The organism is Psychrobacter sp. ANT_H59, from assembly GCF_008369225.1.
Lineage (GTDB): Bacteria > Pseudomonadota > Gammaproteobacteria > Pseudomonadales > Moraxellaceae > Psychrobacter > Psychrobacter cryohalolentis.
Genome location: NZ_VOBE01000004.1, coordinates 384,201 through 402,481 on the forward strand (window position 1 = coordinate 384,201; position 18,281 = coordinate 402,481).

18 protein-coding genes are annotated in these 18,281 nt (G+C 43.2%); 11 read left to right on the forward strand and 7 right to left on the reverse strand.

What is annotated here, in order from left to right:
• The first annotated feature begins 64 nt into the window (after positions 1–64).
• The 3 genes from FQ083_RS09150 (at position 65) to secB (ending at position 1,713) form a co-directional block, all read left to right on the forward strand.
• The gene (locus FQ083_RS09150) at positions 65–520 is read left to right on the forward strand and encodes a rhodanese-like domain-containing protein (RefSeq protein ID WP_149409625.1); all 456 of its coding nucleotides are present in this window, start codon (positions 65–67) and stop codon (positions 518–520) included.
• Positions 521–799: 279 nt separating this feature from the next.
• Positions 800–1,063: a glutaredoxin 3 gene (gene grxC, locus FQ083_RS09155; RefSeq protein ID WP_011280820.1), complete on the forward strand. Its 264-nt coding sequence runs from the start codon at positions 800–802 to the stop codon at positions 1,061–1,063.
• Between the two features lie 197 nt (positions 1,064–1,260).
• Complete coding sequence (gene secB, locus FQ083_RS09160) at positions 1,261–1,713, forward strand: protein-export chaperone SecB (RefSeq protein WP_011514062.1); 453 nt, start codon at positions 1,261–1,263, stop codon at positions 1,711–1,713.
• Between the two features lie 244 nt (positions 1,714–1,957).
• Here the strand turns inward: secB and adk are convergent, their stop codons facing one another.
• From adk to FQ083_RS09190, 6 genes are all read right to left on the reverse strand, one after another.
• A complete protein-coding gene (adk, locus tag FQ083_RS09165; RefSeq protein ID WP_149409626.1) occupies positions 1,958–2,614 on the reverse strand; it encodes an adenylate kinase in 657 nt (218 codons plus the stop codon).
• 219 nt (positions 2,615–2,833) lie between these two features.
• A complete protein-coding gene (gene ccmI / locus FQ083_RS09170; RefSeq protein ID WP_149409627.1) occupies positions 2,834–4,114 on the reverse strand; it encodes a c-type cytochrome biogenesis protein CcmI in 1,281 nt (426 codons plus the stop codon).
• On the reverse strand, positions 4,111–4,677 hold the full coding sequence (locus tag FQ083_RS09175) for a cytochrome c-type biogenesis protein (RefSeq protein ID WP_149409628.1): 567 nt from the start codon (positions 4,675–4,677) through the stop codon (positions 4,111–4,113). The genes ccmI and FQ083_RS09175 overlap by 4 nt, the downstream gene beginning before the upstream one ends.
• Complete coding sequence (locus FQ083_RS09180; RefSeq protein ID WP_149409629.1) at positions 4,674–5,324, reverse strand: DsbE family thiol:disulfide interchange protein; 651 nt, start codon at positions 5,322–5,324, stop codon at positions 4,674–4,676. Before FQ083_RS09180 ends, FQ083_RS09175 begins: the two co-directional genes overlap by 4 nt.
• Position 5,325: 1 nt before the next feature.
• Positions 5,326–7,371, reverse strand: a complete 2,046-nt coding sequence (locus FQ083_RS09185) for a heme lyase CcmF/NrfE family subunit (RefSeq protein WP_149409630.1) — start codon at positions 7,369–7,371, stop codon at positions 5,326–5,328.
• Between the two features lie 240 nt (positions 7,372–7,611).
• Positions 7,612–8,946 carry a hypothetical protein gene (locus FQ083_RS09190; RefSeq protein ID WP_149409631.1) on the reverse strand — a complete coding sequence of 445 codons (1,335 nt, stop codon included), beginning with the start codon at positions 8,944–8,946 and terminating at the stop codon, positions 7,612–7,614.
• A 625-nt stretch (positions 8,947–9,571) separates the two neighbouring features.
• On the opposite strand from FQ083_RS09190, the gene mrdA reads away from it, so the two are divergent.
• From mrdA to scpB, 8 genes are all read left to right on the forward strand, one after another.
• On the forward strand, positions 9,572–11,560 hold the full coding sequence (gene mrdA, locus FQ083_RS09195; RefSeq protein WP_149409632.1) for a penicillin-binding protein 2: 1,989 nt from the start codon (positions 9,572–9,574) through the stop codon (positions 11,558–11,560).
• A 36-nt stretch (positions 11,561–11,596) separates the two neighbouring features.
• Positions 11,597–12,283 carry a 16S rRNA (guanine(966)-N(2))-methyltransferase RsmD gene (gene rsmD, locus FQ083_RS09200; protein ID WP_149409633.1) on the forward strand — a complete coding sequence of 229 codons (687 nt, stop codon included), beginning with the start codon at positions 11,597–11,599 and terminating at the stop codon, positions 12,281–12,283.
• Positions 12,284–12,494: 211 nt separating this feature from the next.
• Positions 12,495–12,923, forward strand: a complete 429-nt coding sequence (rplM, locus tag FQ083_RS09205) for a 50S ribosomal protein L13 (protein ID WP_010199223.1) — start codon at positions 12,495–12,497, stop codon at positions 12,921–12,923.
• A 10-nt stretch (positions 12,924–12,933) separates the two neighbouring features.
• Positions 12,934–13,320 carry a 30S ribosomal protein S9 gene (gene rpsI / locus FQ083_RS09210; RefSeq protein ID WP_011514071.1) on the forward strand — a complete coding sequence of 129 codons (387 nt, stop codon included), beginning with the start codon at positions 12,934–12,936 and terminating at the stop codon, positions 13,318–13,320.
• A 264-nt stretch (positions 13,321–13,584) separates the two neighbouring features.
• Positions 13,585–14,676, forward strand: a complete 1,092-nt coding sequence (locus FQ083_RS09215) for a lipid A biosynthesis acyltransferase (RefSeq protein ID WP_149409634.1) — start codon at positions 13,585–13,587, stop codon at positions 14,674–14,676.
• Positions 14,677–14,801: 125 nt separating this feature from the next.
• A complete protein-coding gene (locus FQ083_RS09220) occupies positions 14,802–15,890 on the forward strand; it encodes a tryptophan--tRNA ligase (protein WP_149409635.1) in 1,089 nt (362 codons plus the stop codon).
• A gap of 32 nt (positions 15,891–15,922) precedes the next feature.
• Complete coding sequence (locus FQ083_RS09225; RefSeq protein WP_149409636.1) at positions 15,923–16,789, forward strand: segregation and condensation protein A; 867 nt, start codon at positions 15,923–15,925, stop codon at positions 16,787–16,789.
• Between the two features lie 57 nt (positions 16,790–16,846).
• Positions 16,847–17,407: an SMC-Scp complex subunit ScpB gene (gene scpB, locus FQ083_RS09230; RefSeq protein WP_149409637.1), complete on the forward strand. Its 561-nt coding sequence runs from the start codon at positions 16,847–16,849 to the stop codon at positions 17,405–17,407.
• A gap of 107 nt (positions 17,408–17,514) precedes the next feature.
• Here the strand turns inward: scpB and lolA are convergent, their stop codons facing one another.
• A complete protein-coding gene (lolA, locus tag FQ083_RS09235) occupies positions 17,515–18,216 on the reverse strand; it encodes an outer membrane lipoprotein chaperone LolA (protein WP_149409638.1) in 702 nt (233 codons plus the stop codon).
• Positions 18,217–18,281: the final 65 nt, after the last annotated feature.

Below are 18,281 nucleotides of genomic sequence, written 5' to 3' on the forward strand. Positions count from 1 at the left end.
CTTGTTCAATCCATTAGGCTGTCTTCTCAGCGTAATAGAACACTTATTTTTTTGGAGGTATGGTTTGGATCGTGCGCTGGAATTTGTGGGCAACCACCCGTTTTTATTTGGTATATTAGCCGTACTAGCCGTGCTATTTTTTGCTATTGAAAACAAACGTAGCGGTAAAAAGATTTCACCCAATACCCTTGGTATGATGGTGAACTCGCAAAATGCGCAGCTTATCGATATCCGTGCCAAAAAGAAGTTTGTCACCGGTTATATCCAAGGCAGTCGCAATATCCCATTTACTGAGCTAAAAGACCGCATTGAGGAAATTCGTGCGATTGAACAGCCAGTAATTATTATCTGCGATATGGGCGTACAAGCAGGTGCTGCCATTCAGATGATTGGTAAAGAAAACGTCTATCGCTTAGAAGGCGGTGTTGGTGGCTGGCAAGCTGCTGGAATGCCACTTGTTGGCATAAAGGATGCTAAGCCGAAGACTAAAGTCAAAGCAAAACCGAGCTTGCATAAGTAGTTTGATAGCGCTCTTTATTAAACTATGACTTACTATCTATCGGTAGTGAATAAAAAAGACACCTCTTTATAGGGTGTTTTTTTTATGTGGCATTTATGATACTGACAACGCTTTTGTATTTATTTGGCTTGAATTTATATTGCCTATCCCCACTTTATAGTGAGCATAATAGAATATAGGCTTGTGATTTACTTGATTGCAGCCTCTATAGGCAAATTTTATAATACTATCCTCTATCCGATAACAATTGCTCTATACATTTATAAATAAGGATTTATCATGACTGTATCTGTTAAAGTTTACACTACTCCTATCTGCCCATATTGCTCAAACGCTAAGCAACTGCTGAAATCAAAAGGCGTTGATTATGAAGAGATTGGCATGCACGATATGAGCAGCGATGATCGCCGTGCTTTAATGCAAAAGACCAATAACTATCGCACCGTGCCACAAATCTTCGTCGGTGAGACCTTTGTCGGTGGCTTTGATGAGCTCAATCAAATGAACCAACAAGGCAAACTTGACGAGCTATTAGCGGGTTAATTTGCTATCTTGCTATTCTGGCTGTCTTTATTTATTTTACTAGTCTATATGCGAGTCATTTATATAAGTAACGATAGGGACAGCTATAAAGGGCTTTGATAAAAAATATCGAGCTTTTGTTTCAAATTATATTACAATGCTATTTTACTAAAATAACAGTTTGCCCAATCATTTGATTAACTTTTAGAGGAATTATCATGGCTGAAGAACAAGCACAACCGCAATTAGCACTAGAACGTATTTATGTCAAAGACATGTCACTTGAAGTCCCAGGCGCTGGCGTATTCACCAAAGAGTGGAACCCTGAGCTTGATATTAATCTATCTAGCAATGCCGAAAAACTGGACGATGACCATTATCAGGTTGTATTAACCGTTAGTGTCACTGCGAAAAATGCTGAAGAAGCGGCGTTTATCGCGGAAGTTCATCAAGCAGGTATCTTCTTATTAAAAGACATCCCAGAAGATCAAATTGGTCAAATCCTAGGTGCTTATTGCCCGAACGTTTTGTTCCCATATGCTCGTGAAGTCATCAGCGATATCGTAACGCGTGGTAGCTTCCCGCAGTTATTGCTTGCACCAGTTAATTTTGACCAAGCTTTTGCGCAAAGTCAGCAGCAAGCACAAGTTGATGCTGAAGGTAACGCTTAAGTTTTAAATTAAACGCTACTGGCTGTATCAGTAAGACGTTTTAATAAAAAAGCCGTTTACTTATTATGAGTAAATGGTTTTTTTATGGAAATTTTTAGAGTTTATTTTCAATCATTTATATTTATGTTGTTATTGTTCATTATTTTTGACCCATCAAAAAACCCTGCTGATTGCTATTACTAGCGGCAGGGTCTTTCATAGCGCTATTCGATTAATCCGCTATATTCTAGCGTCAGTACAAATATTAGCCTTTTAGGGCAGAAAATATTTGTTGCTTAACGTCATCAATACCTTGGGTACCATCGAACTTGTCATACTTAGGCGCATCGCCGCCTTCTTTAGCTTTGTTCTGATAAAAGCCAACGAGGGCTGATGTTTGCTCATGATACGTAGCTAAGCGGTCGCGAATGGTTGACTCTTTATCGTCTTCACGTTGGATAAGCGCTTCACCGGTGACATCATCAATGCCATCGACCTTTGGTGGATTGTGATCAATATGATATACACGACCAGAGCCAGCATGTTGGCGACGACCTGATAATCGCTTGACGATTTCATCATCAGGTACACTGATTTCAATTACATGATCAATCGTCACGTTGGCATCTGCAAGCGCTTGCGCCTGTGGAATGGTACGCGGGAAACCATCTAAAATACAGCCGTTAACACAATCAGGCTTAGCGATGCGTTCTTGCACGAGGTTAATGATCAGATCATCAGAAACCAAACCACCAGCGTTCATCACGTCTTTGGCTTGTTTGCCAAGCTCAGTGCCTTCTTTGATTGCTGCACGCAGCATATCACCCGTTGAGATCTGCGGAATATCATATTCTTTAGAAATAAACTGAGCTTGGGTACCTTTACCGGCGCCTGGTGGACCTAGCAAAATAATACGCATCATTACACGATTCTCCTTAATAAATAGGATTTTGGGACTAATAAAACTTAGGGATTGGTGGTTTGCAGAGCTTACCTTACCTTGTGGCTTTCAAAACCTCAAGTATTTTTAGTATTGATGCAGCAACATATGATGACTTATCTGTTCATGAGAGAAGGTTGCGCGCCATAGATGAGACAATAGCGCGCACTAAATGTAGGATGATATCCTGAACTCAGCGAGTTAAGGAACTTGTTGATTAATGGCCACATTGACTTGATTCTGCTCGACACTTATCACCACAGGATTACCTGATAGATCACCTGACTCGGCAATGGCAGTACCACTATGACTGATGCGAGCAATGACAGCGAGTTGAACTTTTTCATCACGCGCAGATTTTAATGTGCGCTCTGGCATCATCGCATCTAAATCACTTAGACTAACAGTTGCTTCGCCTTGCTTAATCACGCTAATCGGTAAACGCTTGGCGGCAAATGGCGGGCCACCTTTCACATCACGTATCGCGACAAACAACACATCTTCAGCTTTCACTAGTGGCAACAATGAACGATCAATAGAGATGGTGACTTCAATCCCTTCAGATGCTTGCTGCTCTTGTGCCGTGACATTGGCACTTAGCTCATCAAGACTGCTCAATGCTTGGGTATGGTCACCTGGTTTGGCAGCAATGCTCTTACGTAACCGCTTAATCCAACCTTGCGCTTGTTCAAAATTATTACCGCGCGCCTCGCCCATTGCCATCAGCATTTGCGCACCTTCGTGCTGCGGATTTTTGGCAAGAACATCTTGCAGCACACGGCGGCTATTGGCATCAAGCTGACCTTTATTAGCAAAAAAGCTAATCTGCGCATAAGTGGTGGCGATTTCTTCGTTGTCAGGCGACAGACGATAAGCACGAGACAAAGCTTCAATCGCTGAGTCAGTAGCTTCTAACGACAAAAACAGCTCTGATAAACGCATCCAGCGATCAGGGTCATCGGCATGACGATAGACGTTGGTCTGCATGGCACTGATCAACTGAGTACCATCTTCAATCGCCCAAGCGGGTGGCTGGTCAATCTTACCGGTCAATAAATCATCCGCCACTTGGGCAACTTTGTCTTCTGCTGCCCACAAATCAAAGACTGGTGTACGATCACCGACCAAGAAATAAGCCAATGCTGCCAGCACAGGTACCCATACTATGATAATCAAACGACTCTTAATACCAGGCGCGACCATTGGGGTGACTTCACGCTGTGCATCCAATAGCTGACGCTCAAGCTCGATCTTTTGATTTTGATAATGGGCGTCATCAATTGTGCCGTTGTCTTTGTCTGATTGTAATTCTGTCAAACGCTCACGAAATACAGCGATATTGATGTCTAGTAGCTGATTGTCAACAGGATTTTCTCGTAACCTTGAAGCTCGTAGCCAAGGTGTGATAACGATCACTGCCAATACGAGTGCAATCAGTAAGCTTAGGGCAATAAATAAGCCAAAAGTAGAAAATAGGGTCATTTTTTGTCCTCTATGCTTGTGATGTCATGATCTGTTTTATTGCGATCAGCTCGTGATAACAGACGATCAAGTTCCGCTTCTTCTACTGCTGATAAGGCGGCGGCGCTGTCTACCAAGATGCCACTTTGACCACGGGCAATACGCTGACTGCGTTTGCTTTGCCAAAACCAGCCAGCAATTAATACAATTAATAATAATGGCGGGAAGAACCATAATATCCACGTTGAAGGACGTACGGGCGGCTTATAAGTAATAAAGTCGCCATAGCGCTCTTGCATATAAGAGCGAATCTCACCATCACTACGACCTTCTTTAATCATGTCATAGGTTTTTTGCTTTAAATCTTGGGCAATCGGCGCATCAGAACCTGCCAAGTTTTGATTTTGACATTTTGGGCAGCGCAGCTCTTCGATAAGACCACGGTACTGGGCTTCTTGCTGCACTGAGTCAAAGTCGTAGACATCAATGGCGGCATAAGCATTGATACTAAGCACGCCAAAAAGACAAGCAATGATCAAACTTGCCAAATTTTTCGTGATAGATTTTAATGGCATCATAATCATTTGCACGCCTCCTTAACTTGGTCAAGATCAGGGCTGACATTACTTTTATCAGCCTCATTGAGCACCATCAGACAAGGCGTGATACGGCTCTGCCAATTACTCTCATTAATCTCACCAACAATGTGCTGACGAATAACACCTTCACCATCAACCACAAAGGTTTCAGGTGCACCGGTCAAACCCAAATCTAAGGCAAATTGACCAGATAAGTCTTGGATAGACATCGAAAAAGGGTCACCGCCATGGTTTAAATAACCGAGGGCGTCGCCAATATCATCTTTATAATTGACGCCCACCAGATTGACGCCACGTTCCTCTAACTGCATTAAAAAAGGATGCTCAATGATACAAGTTGGGCACCAAGAGCCCCAAATATTCATCAAAAATGGCTGATCTGGCAGGTTGTCATTGGTCATGATACGACTGGTATCGGACAATAACGGCAGCTCAAAAGCGGGCACCGGACGCTCGAGAGCGGTATTGGTTACGATTTCGGTCGGCTGACCTAAACGAAAATACAACATGACTATAAAAGCGGCAAAGATGATCAGCGGAATCAAAAACCATATCCTAATTTGGCTTTTCTTCATCGTTTGATTGCCTTTTTTATCAGTACCTTTTTGAGGAGACTTATCTGATTGAGTCATCTTATTTCTCCCCTATTGTTGCCGTGGCATCTGTCGCATTGTTGCCATCTAAGTCAGCAACGGTCGCGAAACCTGACTTGCTCGCTGTAATTTGAGCGGGCGTCTTAGTTGTTTTGAGACGATAGCGCCTATCAAGCATACTCAATAGACCACCCAATGCCATAATAATAGCGCCGAGCCATATCCAGCGAATCAATGGCTTCACGTAAATACGTACTGCCCATTGATTGCTACCCTCAGCGATAGGCTCACCAAGTGCGACATACAAATCACGCATGAGGTTGGCATTAATTGCCGCCTCAGTCGTCGGCATCGTACTGATGATATAAGTCCGTTTTTCAGGATGAAGTATCGTTACTTCCTTGCCCTTCTTAGTTACTGTGACCTCGGCTTGCGTTGCATCAAAGTTACTGCCTCTCGTCTCTCTCAAATCCGTCAATGCAAAGTCATAACCTTGGACATTAACCGTTTCACCAATCCTTAATGCCACATCGCGCTCGATGCTCAAGGTACTGGTAAACGCAACACCAATGACCGCTATAATAACGCCGATATGAGCTGTCTGCTGACCCCAGTAACTCAAGCGGAGTTTAGCTAAGCCCTTAAATAAGCTTGGGGCATTTTTGGTTTTGTCTTTAAAATCGACCACCATCCATAACAATACCCAAAAACTTACTGCTAGAGTCACGCCAATATTGAGCATGGCAGAAGGGCTAACAAAATAGGTAATGACTGCAGCTAAAACAAGGCTACTTGCCGCAATGACCATGCCAGCGCCTAAGAGCGGGCGACTGTCTTGTTTCCAGCGGATATTGGAGCCCATACCCATTGCTATCATTAATAGCCAAGTCAGTGGCACAAACAGTGCATTAAAGTACGGAGGACCTACGGATACCTGACCTAAATTAAAGGCATCGGCAATGATAGGATAGAGCGTACCAAGTAATACGACTAAGGTCGCAATCAAAATGATGACGTTGTTAATGACTAAAAACGACTCACGTGAAATCAGCTGATATTGACTTTCAATCGTGAGACGCCAGCCACGTACAGCGAACATCAAGAGACCACCGCCCACAATAATGCCAAGAATCGCTAAAATCACTAAACCACGTGTGGGATCAGCGGCAAATGAATGCACTGAGGTAATAACCCCAGAGCGGACTAAGAATGTCCCGAGTAAGCTTAAGGCAAAAGCAAAAATGGCCAGCATAATCGTCCACGCTTTAAAGACACCGCGCTTTTCAGTGACTGCCAGTGAATGGAGCAACGCCAAACCTGCCAACCAAGGCAATAGCGAAGCGTTTTCTACTGGATCCCAAAACCACCAACCGCCCCAACCAAGCTCGTAATACGCCCACCACGAACCCAGTGCAATACCAATGGTTAAAAAGCCCCAAGCAGCCAATGCCCATGGACGTGACCAGCGCGTCCATACCGCATCTAAGCGACCTTCCCACAATGCTGCCATACAAAACGCAAACGGCACCACCATACCGACATAGCCCATATAAAGCATCGGCGGATGGATAATTAAACCAAAATCCTGTAAGACAGGGTTTAAGTCAGCACCATCCACGGGCAAGTTTGGCAAAGTGCGGTCAAACGGTGACGAGGTAAAGATGAGCATGGCCAGCATCATCATCTGTACAGCGGCTAATATCACCAATACACGCGCCCGCATCGACAATGGCAAACCACGACTAAAGTATGAGACCAAGGCACACCACGTTGCCATGATAGTCATCCATAGTAGCAGCGAGCCTTCATGCCCGCCCCACGTCGCTGATAGCTTATAGTACCAAGGCAATAAAGTATTAGAGTGCTGACTGACGTAGACTAGGCTAAAATCATTATAATAAAAGCCTGCCATCAAAGCGCCAAAAGAGGTAATCATGGCGGCAAATTGCGCCCATGCCAAGCTCGGTGCCAAACGCTGCCAAGCAACATGGTCACGCATAACGCCTATCGTTGGTAATACTACCTGCAAAATCGCCAACATAAAGGCGGCTAGCACGGCAAAATAACCCAATTCTGTGATTAACATACGGTCTAACCTTGTTTACCTTAATACGGTCATTGTTTATTTTAGGGATTGGTATTGCAGGATAATCGAAAGTATCCAGTACTTGTTACTGCTTGTAGTTTAAAAGATTATTATTATCTAAATAATGCCCTAAGCCATTGCAGCTTAGGGCGCTTACAGCATGGTACATTAGCGTCAACTTGTCACGTTTCTGTATCCACTCTGTATGCGATGTGTATAAAAAACATAAAACATTGCTTATCACTGCATGGCTGGGAAAAATACCAATACCAGATGTAGCCAACCTGCCAAAAATCCAGTCAAGCCGCCAAGCACAATTAGCGTCATCTCATCTTCACGAAAGGCAGGACGTAGTAAGTTTTGGAATTCATCAGGCGTCAGCGCACGGATGCGATCACGAAACAGTCCAAATATCTTACTGGCACGACTTTCATTGAGCTCAGGATCCCTTAGTGGCACCATCGTTGCAACGATAGATTTGTCAATGATGGTATTTTTTAATTGACCAAACTCGCGGCGACCCAGTCCTAATCGTAAAGTCGTATTAATCACTGGTGACTCTAAGACTTTATACAGATGCGACTTCATCAATTCACGCGTCTCAATAGCGCGGTCACCATACATCATCTCATTCATGATGTTCTCAAGCGTCACCAAATCTTTGACCACAATCTCAGCAAATACTTCAGATACCTCTTCTTGGCGCTTCATAAAGCCGCCTTGGAGTCGATATCGAGCGATATGCGGTAATTTTAGCTTGATAAAAGGAAAACGGCTCTGTAGCGCAAAAAACTTTATATAACGGATAAAATGCGGCTCTACAGGATTAAATACCATCCAAATCGCAATCCAATTGGTCAAAAATCCCCAAATGGCCGCAAAAAACGGTACTGTCCAATGTTGCGGCACTACCAAGAATATAAACATTTGGATAATGCCAAAAATCAGCCCAATCAAAGCACTAATATGCCAAATAAAATTGATTTCTTTTTGTCCGACTTTTAAGAACATATTGACCATCAAACGACGATCACTCTCCATCTTATTGACAATCATCTTGCGCATATCGACCAAATCTTCGACATGATAGGTCAAGTCAGTCACCAAAGATTGCATAATGCTTGGCAGCTCTTGGTGTGCTTGGGCATAGACACGGCGCTTGAGCGCATAAGGCAGATTGCCCCACAGTGCTGGCGAATGATCAAGCATAATTTCATCAATCAAGTTTTCAAGGTTTTTATCAACTGCCTCAGTGATGAACAGCGCCATCTGATCTGGTTCCATAGCCTGAAAAAACTCATCAAGCGAGCCAAGCTTAGATAGCGTCTGATCAACAATCACGCCAGATATCTTACCCGCTTTTCTTGGCACAATACCTTGCCAGCCAAGACCCGGCAGCCCAAAGAATGGGAAATTAGGGATGCGTATACCGCGAAACTTAATCGGATAAAACAACATCTTGAGCGCCATCCAGACATGAACCCATGTCACAAATGCTGTCACCGGCGGAATGGTAAGCATGGCAAAAAACTCAGGGTGCTCAGCGATTGTTTGCCACAATGAAGTTACATCCATGACTTTATGTATCCTTGCCGTGATGATCGATGTTGACCAAATATTCTGAGCACATTAACAATGCTTAGCAATAAGAAGCCCTCTCCCCAATAACTACTACAAAATAAATCGCCTGATTTTAGCATACTTGCCATTCATTAGCACATGTAGACCCTAGGCAAGTTGTGACTAGAGATGACACGTTTTACACTGCTACTGTGGCACAAAAAATCCTTAAAATAATCTACTGACGTGTGACCAGTAACCGATTTAATAACTACTTCTTTCGAATTTACTCGGTGATTAGATCCATTGTGAAATGAGTCACCAACCATAGTCGTATGCATAATGATGCCACCTTTTATAACAGCGATAAAATAAATGACTGTCTACTGCGTCATCGCTTTTGATCTGTTATAATTTGCCGTTGTCGTTTGCGAGATGTTTGTAGATCTATGATGATAATATTTCAGATATTAAATGCTTCTTATATCACGCTATGTTGTTGAAAGTCCTTAGCTTATCCTTTATGCTCACCTCGCTTTGTCTACATGATATTTGACATGGTCGACTGCTACTTCATAAATACCTCCTTTGATAACTTTTTGATTTATTGTCTCACTGACTGTTTGGGTACTGACTTTATATGAACAAACCGCTCACTCCTGATACCGAACAGGTCAATCGCATTTTTACCAGTCGCATTCTTATTCTTGGATTAATCATATTTGTGGGCTTGCTAGGGCTAATAGTACGTTATGGATTTCTGCAAGTTTTTGCTCATGATAAATATACGACCCAAGCAGACAACAATCGCATCAAATTGATTTCTGCCCCACCAAGTCGTGGTTATATTTATGATCGCAATGGCGTTATCCTCGCTGACAATCAGCCGGTTTTCACCGCTATGCTCAGCCCTGATGAAGTCGAAAACCCTGAGCGTACCTTACGATTACTCGCGCCCATCTTTGATTTGACGGATGAAAATATCACCGATATTTTGGCGCGTGTGAGTAAAAGTAAAAATGATCCGGTAACCATCAAGATTGACTTAACCGAGGCGCAGTTGGCGCAGTTTAGTGAACGCAAACCCTTTTTTCGCGGTGTTAGCATCCAAAGTAAGCTCACACGCTCATACCCGTATGATGAACTTTTTGCCCATGTTATTGGCTATGTCGGACGTATTAACGACAAAGAATCGAAGAGAATCAATAAAGATCGCTATGCTGGTACCGACCTTATCGGTAAGATTGGGATCGAAGATTATTACGAAGATATTTTACTTGGGCAACCCGGTTATCAGTCAGTAGAAACCAACGCGCACGGCAATGTGCTGCGTCAACTCGATACTAAGCCACCAATCGCCGGCAACGACATCACCTTAAGTTTAGATTATGGGTTGCAGGTTGTGGCGCAGCAGCAGCTTGATGGCAGGCGCGGTGCCATTGTGGCAATAGATCCCAAAACCGGCGATGTACTAGCCTTTGTCAGTAATCCAAGTTATGACCCAAACCCCTTCATCTCCGGCATTTCATTTAAAGACTATGATAATCTGCGTGAAGATTTGGATCAGCCGCTTTATAACCGTGCCTTACAAGGTACTTATCCACCGGGTTCCACCATCAAGCCCTTTGAAGCTTTAGGCGGTATTCATTATGGTCTACGTAACTGGGAAACCACTATCTACGACCCAGGTTACTTTAGCTTACCGGGTGACTCACACCGTTTTCGCGATTGGAAAAAAGGTGGTCATGGTACCGTCGATCTCAAAAAATCCATCGTGATGTCAGTCGATACTTATTATTATAAATTGGCGTATGAGATGGGTATTCAGCGCTTACATGACTGGATGGTACGTTTTGGCTTCGGCGAAGAAACTGGCATTGACTTGCCCAATGAAAAATCTGGAATTATGCCTTCACCAAAATGGAAAAAAGACACGTACGATAAGGGTTGGTTGCCGGGTGAGACCATCTCTGTCAGTATTGGTCAAGGCTATTTCCTAGCGACGCCACTACAGATTGCCAATGCAACGGCCATGACAGCGAGTAAAGGTCTTCATATTACCCCGCATCTCTTAAAAAGTAGCGACGGTGCAGCAGCAGTCGATGTCATCACCAAACCGGATGGCAAGATTGATTATAATGGCAAACCCTCTGACTGGCTGCGTATGCATGATGCTATGGAGCAAACGGTCAAGGCAGGTACTGGACGCGGTATATACACACCGCGCTATCGTATCGCCGGTAAAACGGGCACCGCGCAAGTAAAATCCATTGCTCAGGGTAAAAGCTATAACAAATCCGCGCTGGATAAGCGCCACTGGGATCATGCTTGGTTTAATGGCTTTGCGCCAGTAGAGGATCCACAAATCGCCCTAGCGGTATTGGTCGAAAACGGCGGTGGTGGTAGTGTCGTTGCTGCTCCTATTGGGCGAGCCTTGTTTGATTATTGGGTATTACAGCGCGACACCAATCCTATTTTGCCGCCCACTGCTGATCAGCTAAAGGTTATTAAACGGCAAAAAACATTTGAGAAAGCCATGCGTGATGCGATACGTGAAAAAGAAGACAAAGCACTAGGAGCTGCAAAAGAACAGGCTCAAACCGCTACAACGACAGCGACTTCTGACTAACATATTCAGTATAGAGTAGATAACTAAGCTAATTTTATGAAAAAATCTTCAAGCGCGCGTAAGCCTAATAAAAATCAAAAAACCAAATCTACTGCAGCTGGTGATGTACGTATTATCGGTGGTCAGTTTAAACGCCGTATCGTACGTTTTATTGATGCAGAAGGATTACGTCCGACCCCAGACCGGCTACGTGAGACCTTATTTAATTGGCTGATTTCTGATATTCATGACGCTCAAGTGCTCGATAGCTGCGCCGGTAGCGGCGTCTTAGGTTTTGAAGCCTTATCGCGCGGTGCTGCTCATTGTATTTTTATTGAAATGAATGCCGCTCAAACTCAAATGCTACGCCAAAGTGCCGAGATGTTACGTCTTGATAGTGACAACCATAAAATCATTCAGGGCACAGCCGAACAAGTTCTACAACAAAAGCAGCTTGTACCGCGTCCCTTTGATATCGTGTTTATAGATCCACCTTATGCTAAGGATTTATGGCAATCTATTTTGACCACTTTGTTTACCCAAGATCTAATCAATACAGACACGCTTATCTACCTAGAAGCGGATAAAGATTTAGATGAGCAATTGAGCCAACTGGCAACGGTTTTTAATACCACGCTAGCGCTGCAAAAAAACGATGAATCACAAACATTGTATTTTGATTGTTTGAAACAGACCAAAGTTGGACAAGTTGTTGCTGGACTTTATTGTCTAGTATCGTCATAATTGTCCGGTTAATGAATTCTGTTAATAAAATTTATAAATGTTTAAAACCGCTAAAAAACTGGCCAACGCTGCAGTTTAATGTATATAAGGCGAAAATAAACCCCAATGCAGCTTGCAAGCGTAGGCGCTACTGCTTATAATGTGCAGTCTGTTTTTTGAGAGCCCCGTTCCCAGCTAAACTCTCAACGAATTCTAATTTTAAGGTTTTATCATGAAAACACTTAGTGCAAAACCAGCTGAAGTGACCCATGACTGGTATGTCGTAGATGCTGACGGCAAAACCCTTGGTCGCTTAGCCACTCAAATCGCTACTCGCTTACGTGGCAAGCATAAGCCATCTTTTACGCCGCACGTTGACACTGGTGACTTTATTGTTGTCATCAACGCTGACAAAATCACGGTAACGGGTAAAAAAGCGCAAGATAAAAAGTACTATCGTCACAGTGGCTACCCAGGTGGTATTAAAGAAACCAACTTCAGTAAACTGCTTGCACATAAGCCTGAAGATGTTCTACACAAAGCGGTTAAGGGTATGCTTCCAAAAGGTCCTCTTGGCTATGCGATGATCAAGAAGCTGAAACTTTATGCGGGTACTGAACATCCACATGAAGCACAGCAACCTAAAGCACTAGACATCTAAGGATACACTTATGGAACGCAATTACGGAACTGGTCGCCGCAAAACTTCTACCGCTCGTGTCTTTTTAGCGAAAGGTACTGGTAGCATCGTTGTTAACGGCAAACCACTTGATGAGTATTTCAGTCGCGAAACGTCGCGCATGGTTGTTCGTCAGCCTTTAGAATTACTTGACACCCCTACTGCTTATGACCTTTACATCACTGTAAAAGGCGGCGGTATTAGCGGTCAAGCTGGCGCAATCCGTCACGGCATTACGCGTGCATTGATTGAGCTTGACGAATCTAACAAACCTGCTCTAAAAGCAGCTGGCTTTGTTACTCGTGATTCACGTCAAGTTGAACGTAAGAAATTGGGTCTACGTAAAGCACGTAAACGTCCACAATTCTCAAAACGTTAATCAAAGCTATCTCTTATATTTCTGCAACTGTTGTCTTTATCTCAGAGCAACAGCTGCAGCATTAAATATAAGAATAGGTTTGCAAAACCTTATAAGCTGTCCGCAGCTTATAAGGTTTTTTTATGCCTGATGCTTTTATAAAAAACGATTTTCATATATAACTATCTTGCCTATAAATCTGTCTTAACAAAGGATAAATCACCTTGCAAAGTCTCGCTTGCTACCCCATCATAATCATAACTTTTCATTACTAGTAACAGTCTTATGAAAGCGCCTGAACAATACGATCCTAGCAAATCTGCCTCAAACAGCAGCATGCCACCACCAAGTATACAGCCGCCTGCTAAATCTCCGGCTCTACCTGTTGGTACACCGACGATTACCCAAACGCATAAGCAGACCGATCAAGCAGAAAAGAAACCTTTTGAATGGCAGTTTTTAATGCCTAAATATTGGGGTATTTGGCTATTATTTGCTATTTTTTTGCCGCTGATTTATCTACCACTACGATGGCAATTTTGGCTCGGTCGCAAGCTTGGTATTTTGATCTATAGTGTCGTAGGCTCACGCCGCCGTGATACCTTAATTAACCTCAAACTGGCATTTCCAGAAAAGCCAGAAGTGGAACGTGAGCTAATGGCAAAGCAAGTCTTTGTCAATCAAGGCATTGGTGTATTTGAAACCTTATGCGCTTGGTTCCGTCCGAATATTTTTACCCGTACAGTGTCTATCTCAGGGTTACAGCACCTTGTTAATGCACAAAATGAGGGTCGCGCGGTCATCTTATTGGGTGCCCATTATACGATGCTTGATCTAGGCGGTATGCTCTGTACCCAGTTCTTCCCAATGGATGGTATGTATCGTCCGCAAAATAACGCATTGCTTGATTGGTTCATTTATAATGGGCGCACAAGTATTCTGAGTAAACAAATCTCCAACCGTGATATGCGTAGCCTCGTTGGCTCTCTTAAAAAGGGTCGTGTGATTTGGTATTCACCGGATCAAGATTATGGTCTAAAACAAGGGGTCATGGCGCCATTTTTTGGTGTACCAGCAGCAACTCTGACGGCAACGCGGCGATTGGCAACCTTAGGCAATAAAGTGCATCCACCAGCCGTAATGGCGCTGCATACTTATCGACAGACGCCAGATAATTTGCCACGTGGCAAACGCCCCCATTATCATCTGACGATTACGCCAGAGCTGGAGAACTATCCAAGTGATAACGAAGTGGCTGACGCGACTCGCGTTAATGAAGTACTAGAGGGCTTGATTCGTATTGATCCCACTCAGTGGATGTGGTTCCATCGCCGTTTTAAAAATGGTCCCGAAGGTCGTAGAGATATCTATAAGTAAGCTTTTATTCCCACGAAAATCACTGGCAAAATTTGCTATAATTTACAGCTAATATTTTTTGCTATTATCAGCAGATAAATAATCATAAATTTATAATAATTTGATCAATAAATAACGGATTTCCCATGAGTAATAATCAGATTTCTGACGGCCAACCTACTATTAATAGCTCAGCAGCAGCCAAACGTATCCTTACTGGTATCAAACCGACTGGCACCCTACATCTGGGTAATTACGTTGGCGCGATTCGTCCAGCGATTCAGTCTATCCAAAACAGTGACGACGAAGCATTTTTCTTTTTAGCAGATTATCACGGTATTATTGGTTGTTATGACCCTGATATTATCCATGAATCGACCAAAGCCATTGCAGCAACTTGGATTGCCTGCGGTCTTGACCCTGAGCGCGTGACTTTTTATCGTCAATCAGATGTGCCTGAAATCCCAGAACTTGCGTGGATATTGAACTGCTCATGTGCAAAAGGTCTTATGAATCGTGCGCACGCTTATAAAGCGTCAGTCGATATTAATATGGAAAAGGAAGATGTTGATCCCGACCAAGGTATTAACATGGGGCTGTTCGGCTATCCGGTACTGATGGCAGCAGATATCTTAATGTTCAATGCCACGCATGTGCCTGTTGGTCGTGACCAAATTCAGCATATTGAGATGGCACGTGATATTGCCGGTACTTTTAACCACCGCTACAAACCACTTTTTACCCTACCCTCAGCGGTCGTTGACGATAATATTCCGCTATTGACTGGTCTTGATGGTCGTAAGATGAGTAAGAGCTATGGCAATACCATTCCGCTATTTGGTGAGTCTAATCCGCAAGTCAGTGCCGAAAAACAAATGCACAAAGCCATCATGAAGATCGTCACCAACTCGCAGTTGCCTGCTGAGCCAAAAGACCCTGATGACTCTGCTATTTTCGAGATTTATAAAGCCTTTGCAACGCCTACTGAGATTGCCGATATGCGTGCGCAGTTTGCCGCTGGTATTGGCTGGGGCGATGCCAAACAAGCGTTGTTTGATAAAATTAATGATGAAGTTGCCCCATTCCGCGCACGTTATGAGGAACTGATGGCAAATCCAAAAGAGCTAGAAGAAATCCTACAGATGGGTGCAGAAAAAGCCCGCCGTCATAGTCGTAAGCAACTAGATAAGACCCGCCGCGCTATTGGTATCCGCCCACTTGCCAAACTTAAGTAAATTATTATTTATGATGACCATAGATTGCTATCATGCAAAGTAAGCGATTAATTGAGTCTAGCGCAGAGATTCATGATATGTCTCTGCGTATCTATCAGACGCCTGTACAGCATTTGCCAGAAGATCTGTATGTGCCGCCACAAGCGTTTGCTATTTGGCTTGAGCAGTTTGCAGGGCCATTAGACTTTTTATTGTATTTGGTTAAGAAAAACAATGTCGATTTGACACAAATGCCGATATTACCGATTACAGAGCAGTATTTGGCTTATATCAGTGAATTGGACACCAATCATTTTGAGTTGGCCGGTGACTATCTACTAATGGCATCAACCTTGATTGCGATCAAGACTGAGTTGTTACTTCCTAAACCAGAAACGCCTACCGATGAGCGCGATCCAAAAGCTGAGCTGATTGAGCGTCTTGAAGAATACGCCCAAGTCAAAGCTGCCAGTCAACGTTTAGACAATTTAATTCGACTTGAGCGCGATGTGTTTTTGGCGATGGTCAGTATGCCAAGCCAAGACATTATGAATGCTGAGCTACCAAGCTATTCACCTACTCTATTGATTGATAGCTTGTTTAAGATGCAGCTGCAACCCGACTATCAGATGCATAGCATCAAGGTCGATGCTGTGCCACTTGCTGATCGTATCGCTAGTATCAGTCGCCAACTGAGTATGGACGGCGCGCGCTCTTTTTATGAACTATTAGATAAAACACAAGGAAAAATAGGTGTGGTGGTCAGCTTTGTCGCGGTGCTTGAATTAATCAAGCGCCAACTGATTGGTGTGGTTGCTAATAGTACGGACAGTCGTGTTATCACAGCAAATAACGCTGATAGCAGCCTGCCGACTCATAGCGATTTACTCGGAAAATTAAAGTTAGAATGGTTAGTATAATCCTAACTGGCTTTATAGTAAGTCTAAAATCATTAAACTGAAGAAGATTATATTGAAATGGCAGATATAGACGACCCTAAAGACCACCTACTATCTATTGAAGACATAAGTAAACAGATTGAAGTTTTACTTCATGCTTCAGAAGCACCCTTAACTACCAATCATTTAAAAAAACACTTATTCTTAACGACTAATAAGTTAGAGCAGGCACTAGAACTGCTAAAGCAACGCTTAAATCTTGGCGTATTAAGCTTGCATAAAACAGCCAGTGGCTATCGTTTGCAGATTGCTGATGACTATAGCGCCTTGATTCAGCAAGTCTTTCCTCAGCGCCAAGAACGCCTGAGCCAAGCCTTGCTAGAAACGTTGAGTGTCATTGCCTACAAGCAGCCCGTAACACGCAGTGACATCGAGCACGTGCGCGGTGTGACATTATCGAGCAATATACTACGCCAACTGTTTGATAAAGGCTGGCTTGAAGAGAAGGGTTATAAAGATACCTTAGGCCGTCCAGCATTGCTACACACCACCTCGCAATTCTTAGATGCTTTTGGACTGAGCCATTTAGATGAGCTACCGCCCATGCCAGAGATAGACAGTATTAGAGCATCCTCTTAAATAAATCCGATAAAATACTCTTGCTCAATAAAAAAGGACACACCTATTAGGTATGTCCTTTTTATTATTCTAATCAGCTAGTTTAATAAATAAAATGCTGATCACTTCTACTGATTGATAATATCAACACCTTTTGGCGGTGTAAACTTAAACTGATTGCTACTAATACTTGGGTTCATTTTGATACCGCTAAATTTAATAGAAGTAGTCTGTCCTAAGCTATCATTTAACACCATCATCACAGGCTTACCACCGCTAAAGCTCATTGATAAGCTTTTAAAGCTAGCACTATCTGACTTTGGATACAGCACATAGTAGTTTTTATTGGCATACGGCTGGGTGATTTTAAAGTTCTTATCGATTTTACTTGGATCACCTGATAGTAATAGCGCTGGCGTATTACCCACTTGGCTGTCTACGTTTTGTTTAGTAGCTTGCTCCAAGTCCTTATCATAAACCCACATTGAGCTACCATTTGCCACAATCAGCTGCTCTGATGGAGATTTGGTTTCCCAACGGAAATTATTTGGACGTTGTACGCTCATGGTACCACTGAACGTACCGCTATTAGCGCCCTTAGTCGTCTGGCTAAAGTTGGCCGTCATGCTCTTAGTATTGGTCAAAAGCTTATTTAAGCGCTTAGCTGCCGTTATATTGTCAGCTGGCGCTGCTGTCGCCGATTGCGTTATCGCCATCATAGGCGCTGCGACGCCAAGCGTAGTCATTAAGACGCCTGCCAATGCTCCGCCCATCATCTTTTGTTTTAGCGTTGTTGTCTGTTTAGTCGATTGATTAGTCAGTAAAGTCATTATAAATCCTCTCTAAAAATGCAAAATAGCATAAAAATAAAACGTTTTATCAAATTTTTGTTTTC

Coding starts and splice junctions, on each gene's coding strand:
- lolA (WP_149409638.1), bottom strand. CDS start 18,216: ATGACTTTACTGACTAATCAATCGACTAAACAGACAACAACGCTAAAA.
- scpB (WP_149409637.1), top strand. CDS start 16,847: ATGGCAGATATAGACGACCCTAAAGACCACCTACTATCTATTGAAGAC.
- rplM (WP_010199223.1), top strand. CDS start 12,495: ATGAAAACACTTAGTGCAAAACCAGCTGAAGTGACCCATGACTGGTAT.
- grxC (WP_011280820.1), top strand. CDS start 800: ATGACTGTATCTGTTAAAGTTTACACTACTCCTATCTGCCCATATTGC.
- FQ083_RS09185 (WP_149409630.1), bottom strand. CDS start 7,371: ATGTTAATCACAGAATTGGGTTATTTTGCCGTGCTAGCCGCCTTTATG.
- secB (WP_011514062.1), top strand. CDS start 1,261: ATGGCTGAAGAACAAGCACAACCGCAATTAGCACTAGAACGTATTTAT.
- rsmD (WP_149409633.1), top strand. CDS start 11,597: ATGAAAAAATCTTCAAGCGCGCGTAAGCCTAATAAAAATCAAAAAACC.
- mrdA (WP_149409632.1), top strand. CDS start 9,572: ATGAACAAACCGCTCACTCCTGATACCGAACAGGTCAATCGCATTTTT.
- FQ083_RS09225 (WP_149409636.1), top strand. CDS start 15,923: ATGCAAAGTAAGCGATTAATTGAGTCTAGCGCAGAGATTCATGATATG.
- FQ083_RS09190 (WP_149409631.1), bottom strand. CDS start 8,946: ATGGATGTAACTTCATTGTGGCAAACAATCGCTGAGCACCCTGAGTTT.
- FQ083_RS09180 (WP_149409629.1), bottom strand. CDS start 5,324: ATGACTCAATCAGATAAGTCTCCTCAAAAAGGTACTGATAAAAAAGGC.
- rpsI (WP_011514071.1), top strand. CDS start 12,934: ATGGAACGCAATTACGGAACTGGTCGCCGCAAAACTTCTACCGCTCGT.
- FQ083_RS09220 (WP_149409635.1), top strand. CDS start 14,802: ATGAGTAATAATCAGATTTCTGACGGCCAACCTACTATTAATAGCTCA.
- FQ083_RS09215 (WP_149409634.1), top strand. CDS start 13,585: ATGAAAGCGCCTGAACAATACGATCCTAGCAAATCTGCCTCAAACAGC.
- FQ083_RS09175 (WP_149409628.1), bottom strand. CDS start 4,677: ATGATTATGATGCCATTAAAATCTATCACGAAAAATTTGGCAAGTTTG.
- adk (WP_149409626.1), bottom strand. CDS start 2,614: ATGATGCGTATTATTTTGCTAGGTCCACCAGGCGCCGGTAAAGGTACC.
- ccmI (WP_149409627.1), bottom strand. CDS start 4,114: ATGACCCTATTTTCTACTTTTGGCTTATTTATTGCCCTAAGCTTACTG.